The organism is Wolbachia endosymbiont of Wiebesia pumilae (genome assembly GCF_017869285.1).
Lineage (GTDB): Bacteria > Pseudomonadota > Alphaproteobacteria > Rickettsiales > Anaplasmataceae > Wolbachia > Wolbachia pipientis.
In genome coordinates, this window is the sequence record NZ_CP054557.1 from 125,995 (window position 1) to 150,386 (window position 24,392).

The window sequence follows — 24,392 nt, forward strand, 5'->3', positions numbered from 1 at the left end:
ACACTTAATTCTGCAATTCTTTGATCTCACTCATAGAAAGACCAGTAGTTTGAGCTATAATATTAAAAGAAACACCTGCTTTAAGTAGATTCTTTGCGACTTCAATTTCCCTCTCTTTTCTACCTTCCTCTTTAGCAAGATCAAGTCTGTATTCAAGAATGGCTTCTTCTTTGCGCAGATCCATTATTCTTTCTTCATAAGCTATTAGATCTTTTTCATTCCAGTGAAACTTATCTAATTCATCATATGCTAGCTTTATTATTGGTGATTTTTCCGCAATTTTTCTGAGATCTTCGTCCGTTGTTTCATCTGCATATTTGAAAAAAAATAGCCAACGGTCTACTACACTTTCTAGTTGTTCTGCTCTACTCTTAGGAAATTTTGGCAGCTCTATGAAGATAAATTGAAAATCTTTTAAGTCATGTTCATTGGTTTTCTCATCTCTTATGGTATGGCTAGATATATAGTCAAGCTTATCAGGGAATAAGGTACAATTTGAAATCGCGATAAAGAAAATCTTCTTTAAATCAACGTATTTACCAGATTTATCAGCTTGTCTTGAGTAAGCCTTAGCAGCATAAAGTTGTGCACGTTTTTCAAAGCCTTTATCACAAGTGAGCTGCATCTCAATTATATACCTGTTCCCACTAGAATCCCTGCAAAGAACATCAACAATGCTTTGTTTATCAGAAGCAATTTCAGGGTCCATAATGGTGCTTAAGAATTCTACTTCTTGTATAGTGTTGACTTCAGTACATCCTAAAATATCGTTCAAAAAATGAATAAGAATATTCTTATTTCTCTCAGTACCAAATATTTTTTTAAATGTTAGGTCCAATTTTGGATCGAGAAATTTAGAAAGAGCCATAGTAAAAATACTGAGAAAAGATTAATAATTATACACTATTATTAACAACTATTCAACCATATTTTTAAGTATAGCTATACCGCCGCGGCGCTAACACGTAGCGGGATGACGAGCTTATCGTCATTCCACCACGAACCGTCATACCGCCGCGGCGCTAACAAGAGATCCCGCTAACACGTAGCGGGATGACGAGCTTATCGTCACGCCGCCACGAACCGTCACACCGCCGTGGTATCTTTAGATCCCGCTAACACGTAGTGGGATGACGAGCTTATCGTCACGCCGCCACGAACCGTCATACCGCCGCGGTATCTCTTAACATAGATCCCTTACTTAACCGTCATACCTTAACATAGATCCCGCTAACACGTAGCGGGATGACGAGCTTATCGTCACGCCGCCACGAACCGTCATACCGCCGCGGTATCTCTTAACATAGATCCCTTACTTAACCGTCATACCTTAACATAGATCCCGCTAACACGTAGCGGGATGACGGTTGTCGTTTAGCCATAAATATTAAGAAATTTACCAAACGAAAAAAAAGGCAAAAGAAGCCCTGGGGTTATTATCTGCTTTAAAATATTGGCGTTTTTTATGTTTTAAACGCTTGACAAGCGAGATTCAGCCGCTTTTAATTGCAACTAACTTACGCTGCAAATGTTTAAGAAATTTACTAAGCAGAAAAAAAGACAAAGAATCCCCGAGTTAGCTAGTCTTTTACTATCTCTGTCGAGTATTGGCATTTTTTGATGTCTTGTAACGCTTTATAAGCGCGTTCAGCTTATTTAGATAAAAATCTAGATGTAGATGAAGTTTTGTAAAGACATACAGTATCTATATACTGCAAAAAATTGAACATAAGACGCCGATACATTAAGTAATCCTTACCTTTTAATCTGCAGATTGGCGAAAGCAAATACAATAGCTTCAGTTTCATGATAAGGGGGCTGGCGGAGTTTGTCAAGTAAGTTTTTTGTTTCTGCGAGCTACTACCCTTTCTTGGTGGACTAAAATCACAACAGCTGCAGAACCTAAATTGCTTCATACTACACCTTTCCCCTTCCCCCTGAAACTAAAATCTATATACTTAACTTTAGAAACTTTAAAATAAGATGCGATCTAATATTAGGCAGTTATTTTACTATATAAAGCCTAATCTATCTTATTTCATCATAGCTTTTATTGCAGTTTTATTTTCAGCCTTAACGATCCTCCTCTTTGGCAGAGGCTTAAGCAATATAATTGATTCTGGCACAGAGCACGATTTTACTACCAAACTATTAGTTGCAATACTTATAGTTTTAGCCATTTCTCTCACTGCATTTACTCGGTTATATTTCATTGGCATTGGCAGCGAGAAAGTTATCGCAAGAATCAGATATGACTTATATAGCAGTATCACTAACTTGCAACCAAGTTTCTTTGAGAACACAGGCGTACAAGATGTTATCTCAGCGTTAATTACTGATACCTCTGTGCTGCAATCAATAATAAACAGCAGCTTACTAACCATATTACGAAATTTTGTGATTCTGATTGGCAGTGTTGCTATGTTATTATATACAAATATACAACTAACTGCGTATGCAGCCGCAATAATACCTATACTACTCATTATCATGACCTCACTTGGAAAAAAAGTGCGTAGCTATGCACGCTTTGCTCAGGATAAATTAAGTGAGCTTGCGTCATTTAGTGAGGAAAATTTTAGATCTATAGTGACTATCAAATCGTTTGTACTCGAGGAAAACGAAAAAATCCGTTTTAAGGAACATTTAAACTCAGTATCAAAATCATACGTAAAATTAGTACTCTTGCGTGCTATTTTAGTAACTCTAGTTATCACGTGTGTGATAGGTTCACTAGTTGTTTTGCTCTTTTTTGGTATTAAAGAAGTCTTAAGCAATAATATAACTATTGGAGAACTCTCCTCATTTGTGTTTTATTCAGCGCTCGCAGCAGGAGCTATAAATAATTTGAGCGATAATATCAGTGATTTACAACGAGGTCTTGGAATAGTAGAGCGTTTATTTGAATTTAAAAATATGAAAAGCTCTATAGCAGATCCCGATGATCCTATAAAAATTTGTAGTGTTCAAAAGGGAATTTCGTTTAATGGCGTAACATTTTTTTATGCTGATAAGCCAGCATTAGATAACGTATCATTTTCTATAGAGGCAGGTCAAGCAGTATCAATTGTTGGACCATCTGGCAGTGGTAAAAGCACCATTTTAAAGCTTCTGCTCCGTTTTCATGATCCAAACAAAGGTAGCATTACTATCGATGGGTACAATATTAAGTCAATTGCGCTAAATGACCTCAGATCGTTGTTTGGCTTAGTGCCACAAGATCACATGATATTCTCTTGCTCAATAATGGAAAATATACTATATGGCAAACCAGGTGCCGAATATGAGGAAGTGAAGCAAGCAGCCATCAGCGCTTATGCGATGGAATTTATTGATAAGCTGCCTGATAAATTTGATACATTTGTAGGAAAAAGAGGATTAAAACTTTCTGAAGGACAAAAACAACGTATTGTAATAGCAAGGGCCATACTCAACAATCCTCAGGTTTTAATACTGGATGAAGCAACCTCTGCCCTTGATTACAAAAGTGAGAACCTCGTGCAAAAAGCATTGAGCAAGTTAATGCAAAACAGAACAACAATCGTAATTACACACAGGCTATCAACCGCACTCAAGACTGACAAGATTATAGTAATTAATCATGGAAAAGTAGAAGAAGTAGGCACTCATGACTCTCTAATAAGTAAAGACGGGCTATATGCAAAACTGGCGAAGATACAGTGGAATTGAAAGAAAATTTAAATCATACCGTTAGTTGATATGCTAGATTTATAATTAAAATTATTAAATTTTTAATTTTATTATTTTATAATGGTTCCATAGTTATCCGGAAATTTCGTGATCTGTAGTTTCTTTCATTCACGTTATATTCATAGCTTGTTCTATCTTAATGTAATTCCAATTTTGACTGTATAGGAGGTCTCTATGTTAAAACATAACTATAGTGATAAAATCAATAATCGCTATTCATATACTAACAAATTTTCTTATAGTGATGAGGGTGTAGACGAGACGATCAAGGATAAAATCACAACTGAAGATCAGGTAGTAACTGATGATGTTGAAGAGCCTGATGCTGGTAATGATGGTTACAGCGAAGGTATGGCTTTCTCTTACCATGGTTACGGCAACGACTTAATATAAACTCTGATCCAGGAAGATAAAATAGTTAAGATAAACCTTCAACTAGTCCCACTTATTCACTATACTGCTATAGATTTTATAGCAATATAGTGAATGAACATTTTTAAGCAGATTTCTTCTCTAATCTTTAGTAAATTGAATGAGTTGAAACAAAGGGGTGTTATAAGCACAAGTGCAGCAAACTTTATCATAGAGCCTCCAAGCAATAGAGTCCATGGAGACATTTACACAAATGTTGCTATGGTGCTTGCAAAGCATGAAAAGAAGAATCCCATTGAAATTGCAGAGGTTTTAGCCAAAGAATTTGAACTTTTTGATGAAGTTGCAAAAGTGGAAATAGCAGGCTCTGGTTTCATCAACATGCACTTAAAAATAGAAGTGTGGCATGGAATCTTAAAACAAATAAATGAGCTAAAAACAGAGTTTGGCACCCTAGATATAGGGAACAATCAGGCCATTAATGTTGAATTTGTATCTGCAAATCCAACTGGTCCACTGCATATTGGTCATGCAAGAGGGGCAGTATTTGGTGACGTTCTGGCAAATTTATTGAAAAAAGTTGGTTATAAAGTTACTAAGGAATACTATATTAATGATGCTGGAGCGCAGATAGATACGCTAATTCGGTCAGTATATTTGCGGTATAAGGAAGCTCTGGGAGAAAAAATCAGCATCGAAAAAGGTTTATACCCAGGTGAATATTTAAAACCAATAGGGACTGGGCTGGCCAAAAAATATGGCGCAGAGCTTCTAGAAAAGCAAGATAATCAAGTGATTAGAGACTATACTTTAAGTTCTATCTTAGAAATCATAAAGGAAGACATGAACTTACTTGGAGTAAATCATGATGTTTTTACTTCAGAGTATGAGCTACAAAAAAGTGGCAAAATTGAAGAGAGTATAAAGATATTGTCTGACAAGGGTCTAGTGTATGAAGGGTACCTGGAGAAACCAAAAGGCAAAGAAAGCGAAAATTGGACTTCCAGAAAAGAGATGCTATTTCGCTCTACAAAATTTGGTGATGACGTTGACCGTGCATTGAAGAAAGAGGACGGCAGTTGGACTTATTTTGCCTCGGATATCGCTTACCATTTTGATAAGATATCGCGTGGTTTTAACAATATGATCGTAGAGCTTGGTAGTGACCACGGCGGTTATGTCAAAAGACTCAAAGCAGTCGTCTCTGCGCTCAGTGATGATCAAGCAAAAATAGAGGTAAAACTGCATAATATTGTGAATTTTTTCGAGAACGGCAAACCTGTTAAGATGTCCAAAAGATCAGGAAACTTCCTAACAGCAAGAGATGTAGTGGAAGAAGTTGGCAGGGACATAACTCGTTTTATAATGCTAACACGCAAGAATGATATGGTCTTGGACTTTGATTTTGCTAAAGTGAAAGAACAGTCAAAAGACAACCCTATTTTTTACGTGCAATATGCGCATGCTCGTGCTCATTCGTTAATGCGTAATGCTCCAAAAGAGCTCCCAACAGCAGATCCTTCACTTTTAAGGACAGGTGGAGAGCTCTTCCTCATAAAAACCTTAGCAAAGTGGCCAGATGTGGTAGAAATTGCAGCAAGGCTTTGTGAGCCACACAGAATTACTTTCTACTTACTTGAAGTTGCAGAAGCGTTTCACGTTTTATGGGGGTATGGCAAGAGTGATTTAAACATGCGTTTCATACTGGAAGACAACTTAAACCTCACCGCTGCAAGAATGTTTCTCGTGCAGGCCTTAGCACACGTCATCGCTTCTGGACTTTCTATCTTCAATATAGAGCCTTTGGAAGAGATGAGTTGATTTTTTTATGCAAGATTGTTTTTTCAACGAATAGAGAAGTTGACAAAATTAAGTAAAAATGTTATAGTTTATAGTAGTATTTTCTGGTTAATATATGGCTCACAGTCAAAAAAAGCTCAATGTTAATGTAAGTTTTGACAGTAAATTGGCTCAGTATCTTACAGAAATGGCAGAGACTCAAAATAAAACTATTCCTGAAGTTTTAGTAGATTTAGTGGAAGAAGAGTTCGAAGAAGATGTAGAGCTATCCAAAATAGCTGACGATCGCCTCTCTGAAGGTGAAGAAGAAGTAGAGGATGATGAAAACATCTGGAAATAAAACTTACACTATAAAATTCTTAAAAAATGTTATTGAAAAAGAAATTCCAGCTCTTCCGGCAAAGATTAAATTAATGGTTCAGGAGGCCATAAAGAAACGCCTTACAGTTGATCCTTTTAATCTAGGAAAGCCTTTATGTCATAGCTTTAGAGGGCAATATAGGATAAGGGTTAGCAACTACCGTATAATTTACATCATAAATCATTCAGAACGTAAAGTACTTATTACTGCAGTGGGGTATAGAAAAAACATTTACAAACACAGAAGATTACACAATTAAAAATATAAGAAAGATCTCACCGCTGCAACTTGTCCAAGCCTTAGCACACGTCATTGCTTCTGGACTTTCTATCTTTAATATAGAGCCGTTAGAAGAAATGAGTTGATTTTTTTTTGTTACAATATGTAATGATCAAAATATTATTCAAAGTAGGGTAAAGTTATGACAATCAGTTTTAGGGAGTATTCAACTGTATTCACTGAAGTTGCGGAACAGACAGATTTAAATGGAAATAACATAATTGAAAGAATAAAAGGGCATTAGCATAGATCCCGCTAACAAGCAGCGGGATGACGGTTGTCAGGGTGTCAGGCTAGTACCTTCTCTTGTCATCCCAGTGCCCAGACACTGGGATCCAGAAAAGTTTGCTTGTGAACAAGCAAACTAGCATGGAAAGTGGTTACAACATTTTCGATGAGATTATATGGAAAACTGTATTCCAGTGTCAAGCACTGGAATACATCACAGGGGCACTGGAATGACACCCTTTACGGGCTCTTAAATTGCAACTATAAATGTTTAAGAAATTTACCAAATGAAAAAAAAAGGCAAAAGAAGCCCCATGGTGGTTGGCTATTTACTATGTACTAAAATATCGGCGTTTTTTTTATTCTAAAACGCTTGATTAAGAGCGATTTAGCTGCTTTTAACTTGCAACTAACCTACACCGCAAGTGTTTAAGAAATTTACTAAGCAGGAAAAAAGGCAAAGAAACCCCGTAGTAGCTAGCATTCAAATTCTCCCTTGTCAATTTGACGTTTTTTGCTGTCTTAAACGCTTTGTAAGCGCGTTTCAGCTTATATAGGTAAAAACCCAGAAATTTTTAAAGACATGCGATGCACGTAGTGCGAAAAATTAAACATGAGACGCCAAATACCCTAAGTTTTTTGTCATTAACCTGCACAGATTGCGAAGATAAATAAATAGCTTCAGTTTCATGATAAGGGGGTTGGCGAAGGGTGTCAAGTAATTCCGTTCCTTATGGGTAAAAAAAGAGAAACTCTAAGTTGCAGCCGCACAATGTTTCTCTTTTCTGCTGTTGATGATTATTTCGCCTATTGTAACTGCCGCTAGAATAAAGCAATAATATACCTGTGTTAATAAAGAAATAGGTGATACAGAGGCGATGCTACCTGCTAGCAATAGTTGGGAACCATAAGGTAAGATACCTTTTGTAGCACAAGCAAAAACATCTAATAAGTATGCGCTGCGATGTGGCGCAATACTGTGTTTTTGTGCAAGCCTTTTTGCAATGCCACCACTTAGTAAAATAGCAATGGTATTATTGGCAACTAAGGTAGTAAACATAGACGCAATTCCTGCTATCACAAATTCAGCTTTAGTTTTTGTGATATTGCTTTCATCGATGAGTTTATGCAACGCTTTTTGACCTTGCTTGTACATTATATGGCTCAATCCACCGATAAATAGAGCAAATATCACTATTTCGTTTACTTTTTTGAAACCGTCATACACGTCATGAGGAAATTGAATGATAGCATAGTCAAAAAAAGTTATTCCTAGCACACCAGCAATAATTATGTTTATAGTTATTGTTACTAAAGTGGCGACTTCAAGCAGCCCCATGATTATTAAAGAAATGTAAGGAATAATTTTTATTATAGAATAATAATCTAAATTTGATATAGAAATAATTTTTGTACTATTTGAGGCAACTGCTAGGTAGATGAGTGTTATAATGCTGGCAATAAGTGCAACTTTAGAGTTCATTTTAAGTTTATCTTTTGCTGAAGCTTCCTGTGAAGAAACAGATGCAATGGTGGTATCAGATATCATCGAAAGGTTATCGCCAAACACGGCACCACCTACTACAGTTGCAGTTCCTATTTCGAGACCAAAAGCTCCACTTTTTGCCAGATTAACAGCTATAGGTACCATCAGCGCAACAACTCCCATAGATGTGCCAATTGCAGTTGAAATAAAAGCAGAAGCCAAAAATACTCCAGGCAGCAGTAATCTTGCTGGAAGGAAATTAAGAATTAAATTAGCAACAGTGTCTGCGCTACCGATTGATTGAGTCACCGCAGAAAATGCTCCAGAAAATAAAAAAATTAAACACATAGTAAGGGTGTTTTTGTCACCCATGCCCTTGATAACAGTATCGATGTTATGCTGAATTTTATTTGTACCACGTGAGGCAGCAAAAAATAGTGCTGGTAATAAGCAGATTACTGGTGAAACCTGATGAAGTGGATTATCAGTTCCGATAAAAGAAAAATAAGCACCACTTCCAAGATACAAGATTAAAAAAATAATCAAGGGAACAAAAGCTGTCATTTTACTGTACCTAAACTTATAACTATAACTAATTAAGTGGTTTTAAGCAAGTTTGGTTTTCACTAGTTCTACAGGAAGTCAATAGCAGAGTTTTAAACTTCATATTTAATCTACTAAATAAATAGCACATGTAGCTTATTGCTTGACAATAGGATCTAATTGTTGTCTAGATTCCAGCATCACGCGCACAACTGTACGAACATTTGTTTGCGAAGAAATGTTATAGCTGGTTTTGCCTCAAACACAAAGATGTCATCCGAGTAGCTGACTACTTGGATCCAGAAAATTTTGCTGCGAGTAAGCAAATTTGTTTGGTGAGCATAGAAAGTGGAATGTGTAAGCGCAGCCTCAACAGGTTGTCATCCAAGTAGCTGACTACTTGGATCCAGATTGGATACTGAGTTGGTGAGTATAAAAGTATAGCTAACGCGAGCTCTACGTCATACCGCCGCAGAATAATTAACCGTCATACCGCGATTCATTCGCAGTATCCCTTCGCGGTATCCCTTAGCCGCTAACAAGCAGCGGGATGACGAGCTTATCGTCATGCCACCGCGAACCGTCATACCGCGATTCATTCGCGGTATCTCTAGATCCCGCTAACAAGCAGCGGGATGACGGTTGTCGTTTAGCTATAAATATTTAAGAAATTTACTAAACAGAAAAAAAGGCAAAAGAAACCCTAGGGTAGCTAGTTATTCACTATCCATTTTTTAAGTTGGCGTTTTTTTATGTTTTAAACGCTTTATAAGCGCGTTTCAGCTTATGTAGGTAGAAGTTTGATAAAGACATAAGGTGCACATAGTGCAAAAAATTAAACATGAGACGCCAGATACGTGAGTTTTTTTGTCATTTAATCTGTACAGAGAAGATAAATAAATAGCTTCAGTGTTTATGATAAGGGGGCTGGCGGAGTTTGTCAAGCAAGTTTTTTATTTCTAGCGGTTGTTGCCAAAAACTATACAAGAAGTCTATTGAAATTACGTATATCAATCGTTGTAAAATCACACAATTGCTCTGTAGAGCTATGCCCTGTAATAATTACTATACCATTTTGCTCAGAGCGTATTGAGATTAGGTTCAGCACTAATTCACACGTTGCACTATCAAGATTACAAAATGGTTCATCTATCAGCCAAACGTTTGCATTAGAAATCAAGAGGCGAGCAAGCGCAACTCTCCTTTTCCAGCCTGCAGAAAGTTCGCCATATCTAATATTAAGTACAGGTTGCAACTGCAAGCAACAAATAGCTGCCACAATCAATTCTCTAGTATTTCGTATTCCTGCCCAGAATTCTACGTTTTGAGCAACAGTTAAGCTATCTTTACAGGCATTCTTATGGCCTATATAGACCATAGAAGATATATAGGATTTTGGATCATCATATATATCTTTTCCGCAGTGCCTTATATTGCCTGATACCGGCGGTAAAAGTCCAGATAAACTTCTAATTAAGCTGGTTTTACCACTACCATTTGGACCAGTGATTAGAATCTTTGATTTTAGCTCAGCTTTAAAACTGAGATTCTTAAATAGTACCTTATTATTACGAGTGCAGGATAAATTTTCACATTCAAGCATGGATTATCTGCCCTTTCCCTTATGTTTACCTTGAGTTGAAGCCTGAGCTTTTACAAACAGCTCCCAAAATCCTTTCTGTCCGCCTTCTCTATGTATCAATTGTGCAAAACGCTGCATTAAACCATTACCCATCATAACCATCTTTGTCCATTTACCTACCGGTTTTGCTATGTCAACTATTTCTGGATCTTCTTTATAAACTTGCACATCTTTTTGTTTCTCGCGTAGCGTTTCTTGTTGTTTCATCAACTCTTTTTGCTTATTTTTTTGATATAATTCATTGAATTTTCTGTCTTCTTCCCACTCTTCTTTAAAAACTTTTCTAGGAAATATGATTTTTCTAATGCGATTTTTGTATATTTTTCTCAAAAAGAGAAATACTGCAGCTACAGCAAGTAATGTTACGCTATATAATATGATCTGTGTAAGTGGCATTTCCTGTATCTAATTCATTAAAAATACCCTTACTATTATACCATAATTATAGAAATTGTGCAATTTTTTTGCGGGTAAAGACAGTATAAAAGTAATACTGCTCTATTTCGTAAATTGGACAAATATCTGAGAATGGGCTTGTATGTAGTAAGGTTTATTTCTATACTTTTTAAAGAATTTAGAAGTGAAACAAATATGAACTGCTACAAGACTCACACGTGCAATGAATTAAGGAAGAATGATGTAGGAAAGGAAGTTACCCTCTCTGGATGGTTATACCGTAAGCGCGATCACGGTAACCTAATCTTTGTTGATTTAAGAGACTTCTATGGAATCACTCAACTAGTATTGAATAATGACAAAGACTTTTTTGATGAGATATCAAATTTAAAATTGGAGAGTATAATTACTGTTACAGGAATAGTTGAAGCTAGAACTGAAGATACGGTAAACACCTCTATCGCAACTGGGGAAATTGAGGTTGTAGTTAGCAATTTGCACGTTGAATCGGAAGTCGAGTTCCACCGTGATGAAGAAATAGCGAAAGAAGAAAGAAGTATATTAGCGAGCATTGCTGGCGAACAAGAATATCCGGAAAATATGAGATTTAAATATCGTTTTCTTGATTTAAGGCGTGAAAAAGCCCGCAACAATATTATTCTGCGCTCACAAATTATTGCAGAACTCCGCAAGCTCATGATAGAGCGAGGATTTTTAGAGATTCAAACTCCAATACTCACTGCTTCCTCTCCTGAAGGAGCACGCGACTACCTAGTGCCAAGCAGGCTAAATCCTGGCAAGTTCTATGCATTGCCACAAGCTCCGCAGATTTTCAAACAGTTGCTCATGGTCTCAGGGTTTGATAAATATTTCCAAATCGCACCGTGTTTTCGTGATGAAGATGCAAGGGCTGACCGTTCTCCGGGAGAGTTTTATCAGCTAGATCTTGAAATGTCTTTTGTAACTCAAGAAGACATCTTTCAGATTATTGAGTCTACCTTATATAGAGTGTTTGCTAAATTTTCTCGTAAGTCTGTTGATAAAGATTTTCCACGTATTACATATAAAGAAGCAATGCTTAAATATGGTTCTGATAAGCCAGATCTGCGCAATCCACTATTAATCAGCGATGTTACAGAAATTTTTCGTGATTCAGGGTTCAATATTTTCAAAAGCAATATTGAGCGTGGTATGGTAGTGAGAGCCATCCCTGCACCTAAAACAGCAGAGGAACCACGCAGCTTCTTTGATAAAAAGATAGAACATGCGCAAAAAGAATTCGGTGCTAAGGGTCTCGGATATATAACGTTTGATAAAGATGGAACTGCGAAAGGCCCAATTGCTAAATTTCTTGATGAAAATAGGCTAAACCACATAAGAGAAGCAACAAACATAGAGCCAGGAGATAGTGTATTTTTTGCTTCTGACAAAGAGAATGAGGCGGCAAACATTGCAGGAAAAGTACGCACTCTTTTAGGGTCAGAACTCAGTCTTATAGATGATAATATCTTCAAGTTTTGTTGGATCATTGATTTTCCATATTTTGTATATGACGATAAAAGTAAAAAAATCGATTTCTTTCATAACCCATTCTCCATGCCACACGGTGCTCTGAAAGATTTAGAGGACAAAAATCCACTGGATATCCTTGCTTACCAATATGATCTTGTTTGCAATGGAATAGAACTGTCAAGTGGGGCGATTCGTAATAACAAACTGGATATCATGTATAAAGCTTTTGCCATTGCAGGTTATAGCCGGGGAGAAGTTGATACAAGATTCGGTGCACTTGTACGTGCATTCAGATTTGGTGTTCCTCCTCATGGTGGAATAGCACCAGGAGTTGATAGAATAGTTATGCTGCTTGCTGATGAGCCAAATATTCGTGAAGTAATCTGTTTTCCTATGAACCAGCAAGGTGAAGATGTTCTAATGGGTGCTCCTTCCAAGGTGGAGGATAAGCATTTACGTGAATTATCCTTGAAGGTTATTGAATGAAAAATTTTATAGCAAGGAGCACCGGTTAATGATATATTAGGTTATGTTAAATTGAAAGACCATGAATAATATCCAAAAAGCAATACTATCGGGCATGATCTGTAACATGATTGTGTGGTATGAACTCACTCTTTTTGGAGTATTAACAGATACAATCATCAACGTTTTTTTCCCATCAGAAGATCATTATTTGAGTACACTCAAATTCCTTGGTGTTTTTGCAATTGGTTTTGCGTTTAGACCAATTGGTGCAGTAATTTTTGGTTATATGGGAGATAAGTATGGCAGAAGAAAGACTTTACTTACTTCAGTAATATTAATTTCAATATCATCCACAATTATGGGAATTATACCTGGGTATAAAGAAATAGGGTTGCTTTCACCTGTATTGCTTGTGTTTTGTAGAATAGTGCAAGGAATAACTGCAGGAGGTGAAACAAGCATTAATACAGCATTTACGATAGAGCATTCAAAAGATAAAAAAAATCTAGGTTTCTTAGGAAGTATGAAGCCCTTTAGCGGAGCCCTTGGAACGCTCTTATGCATAACAATGATATTTATCTGCAAAAGAGTTACAGGTGAGAACTATGAAATATGGGGATGGAAGTTGCTTTTTTATTTTTGCTTTTTTTTGGGGACAATAGGTTTTTTAACTAGGTACATATTAAAAGAAAGCTTAGCATATAAAACTAATAAGTACGCTAATAATTTAGCACATTCACCATTGTTAGAACTAGTAAGAAACTATAAAAGACCGCTTATTATTTCAATCAATCTGGGAATTGCTCAGAATGCAATTGTCTACGCAGCAATAATGTTTTATAATATATCAATAAAAGAGCTAGTTATTTTATCTATTAGTGTTAAAGATTTAATGAGGATAGTAATACAGGTTGTATTTGCAGCATCTGCGGTACTTTTTGCAATTTTATCTGATAAAGTTGGAAGAAAACGCGTAATGATTCCTGTACTGATTATGCTATCTCTGATTGGTACATGTGTATTACCATTATTATCTTCCGTTAACCACTATGTCGTAATAATAACTTACTTATTGATTACTATACCAGTAGGTGCATCTTTTGGAATATATGGTTCTGTTATTTGTGAACTGTTTCCAACAAAAGTAAGATGCACTGGCGTAAGCTTAGCAAATAATATATCTGCAGGAATTTTTGGTGGCCTTTCTCCATACATATGCATGTGGCTTATAGAAAAAACCGGAACAAAACTTGCAGCAGGCATTTATCTTACTGCCTGCGCATTAATTAGCCTAATATCTGTGCTTCAAATTAAAGCCAAAGACAGAAAAGTTGATTGGTGAAATCGTTTCAGTCGAAAAATAGCGCTTCAATGGATTTTTCGATGTGTTTAGTGATAGGAGCGGTGATAGTGATTTCTTTATTGTTTGGCAGTTTTAAAGATAAAGAATGCGAATGAAGGTGAATTTTATTTGCTATCCCATCAATAAAAGCTTTTTTACCACCATATTTACCGTCACCAAGAATAGGGCAATTTATATGAGCTAAATGTGCACGTAACTGATGGGTTCTGCCGGTAATTGGTTGTAATTTTAAATAAGCAACATTGTGTTTGGATTTTGCTATAATTGAAAAATGCGTAGTGGCATTCTGAGGTGAATTTTCATCAACGACCACTTTTTCTTGACCTGAAACATATTTTTTCACCAATGGATAGTCTATTGTTCCACTATCCTTGCTCGGTATGCCAGAAGTTAATGCTAAATAAGTTTTTTTTACTCTTCGTCCTTTAAATTCTTCCATAAGGTATCTGGCAACATTAGCGTTGCGTGCGAATATTATCACTCCACTCGTATCTCTATCTAGCCTATGGACAATTTTAAATGTTTCTCCCTCTCTTATTTGGTCAAGCAAATCACTCATGCTAATCTTTACTTTTACGCCACCTTGAACGATGACCCCTGCGGGTTTGTTTATAGCTAGTATATATTCGTCTTCATATAATATGTTCTCTCTTAGTAGATTCACTAACTTTTCATTATATTTGCGATCAGAATTAGCGTTTTCAATATAATTCAAGTGCTTCAGCGTTATAGTTTGCCCAGAATTTACTCTATCACTGGACTTTGCTTTGCAATCATCAACTTTGATTAATCCTTTCCTTAAAGATTTTTCAATTACAGATTGCTTTAGATCAGGAAAGATTCTTCTGATGTACCTATCCAGCCTAACGTTATCGTCTTCTATTAATATGGTTTTTATACTTTGTAGCATTCCATTATTTATAATGAATATCTAGTGAAATGTCAATTATTGGTGTCATTCCAGTGTCAAGCACTGGAATGACACCGAAGGGGCTACTGCCGTCATAAAGGAACCAGTGTCAGCTACTCGGATGACAGGAGAAGGAGACTACTGAGATGACAGCTAGCCTGACAACCGTCATCCCGCTGCTTGTTAGCGGGATCTAGAGATACCGCGAATGAATCGCGGTATGACGGTTCGCGGCGGCATGACGTAGAGCTTGCGTTAGCTATACTTTTATACTCACCAACTCAGCTGGATCCAAGTAGTCAGAGCACTGGGATGACAAAAAAAGGAGGGCACTTGGATGACGGGAGAAGGAGCTATTTGGATGACATCGTTTACTATACAATGTTTGTACAGTTCTGGATAAAAAAATTAGCTAACAAATTTATAAACATCAGTATACAGCTCATCAACGCTTGGTTCTTTACTATTTTTGGCAAAATCTTCCGACTTTTTTACTAAATCACGTATTTCCTTATCAATTACTTTGCACTCTTCTTCTGAAGCCATTTTATTATCTGTCATGTATTTCTTTAAAGTGCTCATAGGGTCATGATTTTGCTTCATATCTTCAACTTCTTCTTTTAAGCGATAAGTAGCAGGATCTGACATTGAGTGACCGCGATATCGATATGTCTTCATTTCAAGCAGGATAGGCCCTTTTCCGCTGCGTGTGTGTTCCGCTGCTTCGCTTGTAGCCTCATAAACAGAGAAAAAATCCATTCCATCAACTTGTTTTCCAGGAATACCAAAACTTTCTCCTCTTTTATATAACTCTGTTACTAAAGTTGACCTTTGCACGGAGGTTCCCATTGCGTATTCATTATTTTCTATGATGTAAACCACAGGCAACTCCCACAAAGATGCCATATTAAACGATTCATATACTTGTCCTTGATTTGCAGCACCGTCGCCAAAATATGTAAATACCACATTATCTTTTTTCTTATATTTATTAGCAAATGCTATTCCTGTGCCAATTGGAACTTGTGCTCCCACTATTCCATGCCCGCCGAAGAATTTTTTTTCAACGTCAAATACGTGCATCGAACCACCTTTACCTTTCGAGCATCCTGTTTCTTTGCCGGTAAGCTCTGCCATTACAACATTTGGATCAGAATCACATGCGAGCATTAAGCCATGGTCTCTATAACTTGTGATAAAAGCGTCACCTAATTTTGATGCAGCTTGAGTTCCAACTGCAACTGCTTCTTGTCCTATTGATAGGTGACAGAACCCGCCTATTAATCCCATCCCATATAATTGTCCTGCTTTTTCCTCAAATCTGCGTATGAGTAGCATTTTCCTGTAGAATCCAATTATCTGTTCTTTAGTGAAATTTTCTGCTTTCATATCGATTTCTTTTTCATTAAACTAACACAATACCAGGAATTTTAAATTTTTGCTAATGAACTATTACCACTGGCTTGAGGCTTTTCACGTTATCTCTGTTATCATGTGGATGGCAGGTATGCTTTATTTACCCAGGCTTTATGTCTACCATGCAACTGTAAAACCGGGATCGGAAAATGATAGCTTGCTTCAAACAATGGAAAAGAGGCTACTTAGATATATCATAAACCCTGCAATGCTTTTCTCACTTGGTCTTGGAATTACACTAATGGTTATTAGGGAAGCATATCGTGAAGGATGGTTTCATGTAAAAGCATTTGCAATACTTTTGATGTTAATTATTCATATGCTACTTGCAAAATATAGGAAAAATTTTGCAATGGGTTCGAATAAGAAGTCACATATTTATTTTCGCGTTTTAAATGAAGCAGTTACAGTATTGATAATAGTTATAGTTATTATGGTTGTTGTAAAACCTTTTTGACTGACCTTACCCAAAAAAAGCAGAAAGCTCGTATCTGTTCAGATGCATGGCTAATGTACAATACTGAAATAAAAATTCCAGTGCTCCCTTTCTTGTCATCCCAGTGCTTGACACTGGGATCCAGCTTTCTTTACAAATTCACCAAAAGTGCTTCATTCTATAACGCAAAACCCATACTCACCAAACTCAATGCATTACTTGCAATTAAGTCTCCTGGATGCCAGTGTCAAGCTACTCGGATGACACCATTCTTTTTCCTGGATCCCAGTGTTAGCTACTTGCATGACACCATTCTTTTTCCTGGATCCCAGTGGGCTTTGTTGCATCGCTAGCTATGATGGATAAAGATAAAAAAGGTAGAGAATATCAGTAGCTTATTATTCTGGTATTTATAACAAGAACGGTCAGTGAATACCTAAATTTGAGTAAAAGAAATTTCACTACCACTCACTAATCCGGCTAAAATTCAAGAATTTCAATGCTTTAGCTATTTTCAATAGAATTAAATTTATTAATATAAATAATAAATTACTATTCTTAAATTTGATCAGATTGATTGCAAAAAAACAAGATTTTCAATAGGTTGCTTATAATCCTAACTATAGTTAGCCTTTCATAAGTAGCGATGCAACAAAGCCATCCCAGTGTCAAGCACTGGGATGACAAGAAGAGGGCACTGCCCTCTTGGATGGAAGCCAGTGTTAGCTACTTTCATGACACCCTGACAACCGTCATCCCGCTACTTGTTAGCGGGATCTAGAGATACCGTGATGGTATGACGTAGGGGTTGCCGAGAACTTGTCATCCCAGTGCTTGACACTGGGATCCAGTTTTTCGTATAATTTTGTCAAAATCTATTGTGCTAGCAAGTTCACTAGCGTCACGCGCTGGTCTGTTAGACATTTACGTGTAGGGTGAAGAAATTTTGAAAAAGACATACCAAATATGAAAGGCCTATATATTAAAACTTACGGCTGTCAGATGAACGTTTATGACTCCGTTTTAATGGAAAATGTAATTAAACCTTTGGGGTTCAACGTTGTTAGTGATGCAGGGAAAGCCGATTTAGTGATACTGAATACTTGTCACATTAGAGAGAAGGCAGCAGAAAAACTTTACTCAGAGCTTGGGAAGATTCATTCGTTACGAAAAGAAATGACTATAGTGGTGGCTGGGTGTGTAGCGCAAGCAGAGGGAGAAGAAGTGTTCAGAAGGGCTCCTTTTGTTGATATTGTTGTTGGTCCGCAGAGTATCGCTACCTTACCGGAGCTGATAGTCAAAGCAAGCAGAAGTAAAGGTCATGTAATAAACACTGATTTTCCTGAAGTTGCAAAGTTTGATAAATTGCCAGATGAATGCTATGGCAATAGCCAGGGGTCTTCTGCGTTTCTTGCCATACAAGAGGGTTGTGATAAATTTTGTACGTTTTGTGTAGTGCCCTATACTCGTGGAGCTGAGTATTCACGGCCAGTGAATGAAATATTTCGTGAAGCATTGAAATTAGTTGCAAATGGGGCAAATGAGATCAATTTGCTTGGTCAGAACGTCAATGCTTACCATGGGGAGTGCGAAGGGGAAGTGTGGGATTTAGGAAAATTAATTAGTCATATTGCTAAAATTGAAAAGCTAGAGAGGATTCGTTATACAACTTCTCATCCAAGAGATATGCATGAATCTCTCTACTTGGCACATGCGGAAGAGCCAAAGCTCATGCCGTTTGTTTACCTGCCTGTGCAGTCTGGTTCGAATAAAATATTGCACGCGATGAACAGGAAACACACTGCAGAGGAGTATTTGGAAATAATAGACAGATTTCGCAAATTGAAACCTGAAATCGAATTTTCTTCTGATTTTATTGTTGGTTTTCCTGGAGAAACCGAAAAAGATTTTGAAGAAACTATGAAATTAGTAGAAAAAGTTAGATATGCTCAGGCTTATAGTTTTAAATACAGCCCAAGACCAGGCACACCGGGAGCGGAAAGAAAAGATCAAGTACCAGAAGAGGTTAAAACAGAGCGCCTTCTTCGTTTACAGAAATTAATTAGTAAGCAACAACTTGAGTTTAACCAGAGTATGGTAGGTAAAACTATACCTGTTCTATTTAGCGATAAAAAAGGTAAACACCAAAACCAAATTATTGGTAAAAGCCCATATATGCAATCAGTGTGCATTGATGATTCTGAAGATAAATACAGGGACAAAATAGTAAATGTGAAAGTGTTGGAAGCTCGGCAGAGTAGTTTGCTGGGGTGTGCATTTCACTGATTTTAAGCAGCGTTAAATATAAATCTTAAGCAAAGAGTATTGAAAAAATGCAATCATAATCTTTTTCAAAAGTTACAAAGTTTAATTGCTACCTCTGCTGAACGGGTACCTTAAACCTACAAATTTGAGCTTACCTATATCAATTTTTTGTACAAGATGAGTTAGTAACAACTTTATGTATAAAATTGAAGAAGAATAAAAATACAATAACGAGCATTAAATTAAATATTCCCACCTTTAAAAAACCCTCTTTATATATTTCTAAAGATTCTAAATAATTTATTTTACCATTTACTGAAGGAACTGACATAAATTTTGATATTGCAACTCCGGCTAGGTTAGAAAACGCTAATGACAGCATTACTATACCCATCACTACTCCTCTAAGGTTTTTGGGGGCTAGTGTAGTTGCTTGTTCTTGGACTAATGGAGCAATACATAATTCTCCCAGTCCCATAAAGGAGATAGCAATTATTAAATATAAGTATTCTACTTTACCTTCAATGTTAGAGTTTAAACATCCTATGTACAGTGTGAAAAAACACATAGCCATTGTCAGAAGGCCAAGGGTAAACATGGAAGTTGCATATTTTTGCTTAAACTTCATGTATGTTCCAAAAAGAAAGCCAAATATTATAATTGACAAAGGATTTATGGCTTGAGAAACTGAAGCTGGGATTGTTATACCTAATACATTGTTAATAACGTTTCTTTCGGTGAATAAGTTAACCAAAGAGCCAAGCTGCATTTCTAAAGCAAAAAAACACAAGAAAAATACCACAAGAATAGATAATGCCACTAATTTTCGTCTTTGTTCTGCTGATAATTTAGATATTATATAAATAAATATGCCCAGAGCTGTTATTCCAATAAATATGAGCATATTAGTAAAAAATTCACTATGTATAAGCATTTTAGCAATTATTGATGATGACAGAAAGCTTCCTATCAATACTATACCAAAAATTTTAATCCCTAATATGCGCTTATTCATAAGCTCTGGATAAGGAGAAAGGCCGCTATCTCCTAAAAGATTCTGAAATTTGAGAAAAAAGATTAGCCCTATAGACATCCTAATACCAGCTAAACCAAAGCCGTAGTGCCAGCCAAACAAGTGGGCTACATAACCACATGAAATAGAAGCCAATATTGCTCCAATATTCACACCTACGTAAAATAAAGTAAAGCCTCTGCTACGTTCAGGATCGTCTTTGCCATAGCATGAACTAAGTAAGTTAGTTACGTTCCCTTTAAACATACCAGTACCTATGGCTATTAGAGATAAACCTAAATATAATAAACCTGGTTCAAACTTAACCAATGACATGCAAGCATGACCTGCTATCATCACTATCCCTCCAAGCAACACCATGTTGCGGAATCCCATCAGCTTATCAGCTAAAAAACCTCCAAGTATTGGTATAGCATAACCTGTTGCAGCAAATAATGAGTAAATAGTAAAGGCCCTCTCATCAGTGAAACCTAAGTGAGAAGTCAAAAATAGGACCAAAAGTGCCCTCATTCCATAGTAAGAGAAACGTTCCCACATTTCAACAAAGCACAACATTTTTAAAAATTGTGGAAACTTATCTGTCTTCTGATCCATAAAATACCCCTAAAGCTTGGGTTAATGTTAAGTAAAACAATAAAAACTGCAAGTAAAACTTAAAAAAAGGTATTGGAAGCTCGGCAGAATAGTTTGTTGGGGTGTGAGCTACGGAAATATTTTTGAATTTGTAATTTTTCAGAAAGCCCTATATTCTTTAGTTTTACATAGCGAACATGAAGTCAAAGCATTATCCTGATACAGTAAGTAGTCCTGATTTTTTATCGTTAGAAAAGGAAATCATAAAATTTTGGCAGGAAAACAAAGTTTTTGAGCGGTCAGTTGAAGAACGTTCCAAGGATAATTGTTTTGTCTTTTACGATGGGCCTCCGTTTGCAAATGGACTTCCGCATTATGGACATTTACTCACTGGTTTCATCAAAGACGCATTTGCAAGATATCAAACTATGCTTCAAAAAAGGGTTGAACGTAGATTTGGCTGGGATTGCCATGGATTGCCGGCTGAGATGGGTGCAGAAAAAGAACTTGGAATATCTGGTAGAACTGAGATAGAGAAGTTTGGTATAGATAAATTTAACGATCATTGCCGTACTTCTGTGATGAAATTTTCATCAGAGTGGGAGAAGTATGTAAATAGGCAAGCAAGGTGGGTAGACTTTCACAATGACTATAAGACTATGGATAAATCATTCATGGAGTCGGTCATGTGGGCATTCAAGCAGCTTTATGATAAGGGTCTGGTGTATGAATCAGTGCGCGTTGTACCATATAGCTGGGCATGCGAAACTCCATTATCTAATTTCGAAACAAGGCTTGATAACGCGTATAGAGAAAAAGTTAGCAAAGCTGTAACTGTTGCATTTGAGCTTTTAGAAAACCCACAGCAATTTAAAAGTGTTAAACGAAAGTGTAAATTACTTGCTTGGACTACAACTCCTTGGACGTTGCCGAGCAACTTGGCTTTAGCAATAGGAAAAGATATTAAGTATTGTGCAGTGTCAGTCCACCCTTTGATGTCATTCCAGCGCGTGACGCTGGAATCTATTTCTGGATCCCAGTGTCTGGGCACTGGGATGACAGGGAGTAGTGAAGGAAGTTCAATGAATGGTGAAATATACATTTTTGCTGAAAGCTACTTAGAGAAATTTATCAGCCACTCTGAACAAAACAATATTCCATATGAAAACTGCAATATAAAACTTAAAGCGAATGATCTTGCAGGTCTTTCTTACAAACCACTGTTTGACTATTTTAAAGACACAAAAAATGCATTTCGCGTTTTTATTGCTGATTATGTGACGGAAGAAGACGGTACTGGCGTTGTGCATACTGCTCCTGGATTTGGTGAGGAAGATTTTTACCTTTGCCAAAGCCATGATATTCCAGTTATTTGTCCAATTGATAACAGTGGAAAATTTACTGCTGAAGTTTCAGATTTGGCAGGGGTTCATGTTTTTGATGCCAATGATACAGTAATAAAAAAATTGAAAGGGCAGGGAAGTTGGTTTAAGACTGAGCAATATATTCACAATTATCCACACTGCTGGAGAACTGACACTCCTTTGATCTATCGAACTATGCCTTCTTGGTATGTTGCTGTTACAAAATTCAAAAGCAGAATGGTAGAGCTAAATAAGAGAGTTAATTGGATACCAAACCACATTAGAGATGGTCAATTTGGAAAATGGCTTGAAGGGGCACACGACTGGTCAATTTCACGCAATCGATTCTGGGGTACGCCAATCCCTGTATGGAAATCAGATGATGCGAGATATCCAAGAGTAGATGTATATGGTTCAATAGAAGAACTGGAGAGAGATTTTAATGTTAAAATAGACGACTTGCACAGACCATTTATCGATACTTTAACAAGACTAAATCCTGATGATCCAACAGGAAAATCAGTTATGCGCCGTGTACCTGACGTGTTTGACTGCTGGTTTGAATCTGGCTCGATGCCATTTGCGCAAATCCACTATCCGTTTGAAAATAAGGAGTGGTTTGAATCTGCGGATTTTATCACTGAATACATAGCGCAAACCAGGGGGTGGTTTTATACGCTCTTTGTATTGTCCACTGCTTTGTTTAATAGGGAACCATTTAAGAACTGCATATGCCACGGTGTTGTTTTGGATGTAAAAGGGCAAAAATTGTCCAAACGTTTGAATAACTATGCAGATCCAATGGAGGTTTTTGATAGATACGGTTCTGATGCACTGCGTTTTCTTATGCTTTCTGGATCTATTGTTTGTGGTGGTAATTTGCTACTCGATAAAGAAGGAAACTCAATACGAGATGTTCTGAAAAACGTAATAAAACCTATTTGGAACAGTTATCACTTTTTTACTATGTATGCAAATGCAGATGGAATTAAAGCTGAAGTTTGTAAGGATTATCAAAGCACTATTGATCGTTACATGATTTCCAAGTGTTTTGAAGCTGTAGAAGGTATCCAAGCTTCTATGAACAACTATAACTCCCAAGAGGCTTGCAAAATTTTAATGAACTTTTTTGAAGTGTTAAATAATTGGTATATTCGTCGCAGTCGCGAGCGTTTTTGGAAAAGTGATTTGGATCAGGATAAAACTGATGCTTATAATGTTCTATATACGGTTTTTTATTACATACTAAGAGCTGCAGCTCCTTTGTTGCCACTTATAACAGAGAATATATGGCAAGGGCTTAAGTATGAAGAAACATCTGTTCATTTGGCTAATTTTCCACAATTAGAGAAGTTTGATAGTCAGCTCATTGCCAAGATGGATTTGGTGAGAGAGATATGCAACTCTGCACTCTCTATTAGAAACACTTTTAACATACGTATCAGACAGCCACTTGGCAGTATGATCATTTATCATCAGTCTTCCTGTAGTTTTCTTGAAGGTGAGCCGTTTTCTGTCATCCCAGAGCTCTCTCCCGTCATCCCAGAGTTCTCTCCTGTCATCCGAGTAGCTGACACTGGGATCCAGAAAGAAAAAAGTGCTGGAATGACACCAAGCATGAATGAATATCAAGAGATGATAAAAGATGAGGTAAATGTAAAAAAACTGGAGTTAGTAAACAGACTTGAAGATATTGCATCACTAGAGTTAAAGCTAAGTTTTCCCCTGCTTGGAAAGAGAATACCAGATAAAATTAAGAAACTAGTTCAATATGTCAAAGAGGGAAAATGGAAGCAAGTTGAAAATGAGCAAGTTTTTTTAGGTAATGAGTCAGAAAATTGCATCATAGAAAAAGGCGAATATGAACTATTGTTAAAAGCAAACAGTGAATATTCCTCTGTATTTGATAACAATAAAGGGATTGTCATTCTAAATACTGAACTAAATGATGAATTAATTCTAGAAGGGCTTGCAAGAGATGTCGTGAGGCTCATTCAGGAAACCAGGAAACAAGCTGATTTTCATATGTCCGATAGAATCAGAGTAATAATCAAAACAGAAGATGAGAAAATTAAGGAAGCAATAAATACGTGGATTGAATATATAAAAGAGCAGACCCTTACCTTATCTTTGGACATTAATACAGAAATTGGAACTAACTTTTATTTTAAGGAGTACCAAAATTTGATAGTTGGTATTAGGTTAAATTATTAGTAGTTGAAAGTTGTCATTGT

General features: G+C 36.6%; 19 protein-coding genes. 12 read left to right on the forward strand and 7 right to left on the reverse strand.

Going from position 1 to position 24,392, the window contains the following annotated elements; genetic code table 11:
* Positions 1–4: 4 nt before the first annotated feature.
* Positions 5–868: an Rpn family recombination-promoting nuclease/putative transposase gene (locus HUB92_RS00665; RefSeq protein ID WP_209472891.1), complete on the reverse strand. Its 864-nt coding sequence runs from the start codon at positions 866–868 to the stop codon at positions 5–7.
* Between the two features lie 1,115 nt (positions 869–1,983).
* Between HUB92_RS00665 and HUB92_RS00670 the strand changes: the two genes are divergently transcribed.
* The 6 genes from HUB92_RS00670 (at position 1,984) to HUB92_RS00695 (ending at position 6,985) form a co-directional block, all read left to right on the forward strand.
* A complete protein-coding gene (locus HUB92_RS00670; RefSeq protein WP_209472893.1) occupies positions 1,984–3,690 on the forward strand; it encodes an ABC transporter ATP-binding protein in 1,707 nt (568 codons plus the stop codon).
* Between the two features lie 195 nt (positions 3,691–3,885).
* The gene (locus tag HUB92_RS00675; RefSeq protein ID WP_010962563.1) at positions 3,886–4,104 is read left to right on the forward strand and encodes a hypothetical protein; all 219 of its coding nucleotides are present in this window, start codon (positions 3,886–3,888) and stop codon (positions 4,102–4,104) included.
* A gap of 93 nt (positions 4,105–4,197) precedes the next feature.
* Complete coding sequence (gene argS / locus HUB92_RS00680) at positions 4,198–5,904, forward strand: arginine--tRNA ligase (RefSeq protein WP_010962564.1); 1,707 nt, start codon at positions 4,198–4,200, stop codon at positions 5,902–5,904.
* A 94-nt stretch (positions 5,905–5,998) separates the two neighbouring features.
* Positions 5,999–6,223 carry a hypothetical protein gene (locus tag HUB92_RS00685; RefSeq protein WP_010962565.1) on the forward strand — a complete coding sequence of 75 codons (225 nt, stop codon included), beginning with the start codon at positions 5,999–6,001 and terminating at the stop codon, positions 6,221–6,223.
* Positions 6,201–6,503: a type II toxin-antitoxin system RelE family toxin gene (locus HUB92_RS00690; RefSeq protein WP_233395579.1), complete on the forward strand. Its 303-nt coding sequence runs from the start codon at positions 6,201–6,203 to the stop codon at positions 6,501–6,503. Before HUB92_RS00685 ends, HUB92_RS00690 begins: the two co-directional genes overlap by 23 nt.
* A 326-nt stretch (positions 6,504–6,829) precedes the next feature.
* Positions 6,830–6,985 carry a hypothetical protein gene (locus HUB92_RS00695; protein WP_167513690.1) on the forward strand — a complete coding sequence of 52 codons (156 nt, stop codon included), beginning with the start codon at positions 6,830–6,832 and terminating at the stop codon, positions 6,983–6,985.
* A 520-nt stretch (positions 6,986–7,505) separates the two neighbouring features.
* On the opposite strand, the gene HUB92_RS00700 is transcribed toward HUB92_RS00695, so the two are convergent.
* From HUB92_RS00700 to HUB92_RS00710, 3 genes are all read right to left on the reverse strand, one after another.
* Entirely contained in the window at positions 7,506–8,801 is a 1,296-nt protein-coding gene (locus tag HUB92_RS00700) for a Na+/H+ antiporter NhaC family protein (RefSeq protein ID WP_209472895.1), read from the reverse strand.
* A gap of 958 nt (positions 8,802–9,759) precedes the next feature.
* Positions 9,760–10,383, reverse strand: a complete 624-nt coding sequence (gene ccmA / locus HUB92_RS00705; RefSeq protein ID WP_007548816.1) for a heme ABC exporter ATP-binding protein CcmA — start codon at positions 10,381–10,383, stop codon at positions 9,760–9,762.
* A 3-nt stretch (positions 10,384–10,386) separates the two neighbouring features.
* Positions 10,387–10,818 carry a hypothetical protein gene (locus HUB92_RS00710; protein WP_174515653.1) on the reverse strand — a complete coding sequence of 144 codons (432 nt, stop codon included), beginning with the start codon at positions 10,816–10,818 and terminating at the stop codon, positions 10,387–10,389.
* Between the two features lie 195 nt (positions 10,819–11,013).
* Here HUB92_RS00710 and aspS point away from each other — a divergent pair, with 195 nt between their 5' ends.
* Together aspS and HUB92_RS00720 are read left to right on the forward strand one after the other, a co-directional pair.
* Positions 11,014–12,816 carry an aspartate--tRNA ligase gene (gene aspS / locus HUB92_RS00715; RefSeq protein WP_209472897.1) on the forward strand — a complete coding sequence of 601 codons (1,803 nt, stop codon included), beginning with the start codon at positions 11,014–11,016 and terminating at the stop codon, positions 12,814–12,816.
* A gap of 61 nt (positions 12,817–12,877) precedes the next feature.
* Positions 12,878–14,140, forward strand: coding sequence for an MFS transporter (locus HUB92_RS00720; RefSeq protein ID WP_209472899.1), 1,263 nt, complete (start codon positions 12,878–12,880; stop codon positions 14,138–14,140).
* A gap of 7 nt (positions 14,141–14,147) precedes the next feature.
* Here the strand turns inward: HUB92_RS00720 and HUB92_RS00725 are convergent, their stop codons facing one another.
* Together HUB92_RS00725 and pdhA are read right to left on the reverse strand one after the other, a co-directional pair.
* The gene (locus HUB92_RS00725) at positions 14,148–15,071 is read right to left on the reverse strand and encodes an RluA family pseudouridine synthase (protein WP_006279888.1); all 924 of its coding nucleotides are present in this window, start codon (positions 15,069–15,071) and stop codon (positions 14,148–14,150) included.
* Between the two features lie 408 nt (positions 15,072–15,479).
* Positions 15,480–16,460, reverse strand: coding sequence for a pyruvate dehydrogenase (acetyl-transferring) E1 component subunit alpha (gene pdhA, locus HUB92_RS00730; RefSeq protein WP_209472901.1), 981 nt, complete (start codon positions 16,458–16,460; stop codon positions 15,480–15,482).
* A gap of 55 nt (positions 16,461–16,515) precedes the next feature.
* Between pdhA and hemJ the strand changes: the two genes are divergently transcribed.
* The 3 genes from hemJ to miaB all read left to right on the forward strand — a co-directional run bounded on the left by hemJ (position 16,516) and on the right by miaB (position 19,209).
* Entirely contained in the window at positions 16,516–16,944 is a 429-nt protein-coding gene (gene hemJ, locus HUB92_RS00735) for a protoporphyrinogen oxidase HemJ (RefSeq protein ID WP_010082641.1), read from the forward strand.
* Positions 16,945–16,997: 53 nt separating this feature from the next.
* Positions 16,998–17,276, forward strand: a complete 279-nt coding sequence (locus HUB92_RS00740) for a hypothetical protein (RefSeq protein ID WP_138265071.1) — start codon at positions 16,998–17,000, stop codon at positions 17,274–17,276.
* Between the two features lie 613 nt (positions 17,277–17,889).
* A complete protein-coding gene (gene miaB / locus HUB92_RS00745) occupies positions 17,890–19,209 on the forward strand; it encodes a tRNA (N6-isopentenyl adenosine(37)-C2)-methylthiotransferase MiaB (protein WP_209472903.1) in 1,320 nt (439 codons plus the stop codon).
* A gap of 139 nt (positions 19,210–19,348) precedes the next feature.
* On the opposite strand, the gene HUB92_RS00750 is transcribed toward miaB, so the two are convergent.
* Positions 19,349–20,815 (reverse strand): peptide MFS transporter, encoded by a 1,467-nt coding sequence (locus HUB92_RS00750; protein ID WP_209472905.1) that lies wholly within the window; start codon positions 20,813–20,815, stop codon positions 19,349–19,351.
* A 176-nt stretch (positions 20,816–20,991) separates the two neighbouring features.
* Here HUB92_RS00750 and HUB92_RS00755 point away from each other — a divergent pair, with 176 nt between their 5' ends.
* On the forward strand, positions 20,992–24,372 hold the full coding sequence (locus tag HUB92_RS00755; protein ID WP_209472907.1) for an isoleucine--tRNA ligase: 3,381 nt from the start codon (positions 20,992–20,994) through the stop codon (positions 24,370–24,372).
* Positions 24,373–24,392 lie beyond the last annotated feature (20 nt).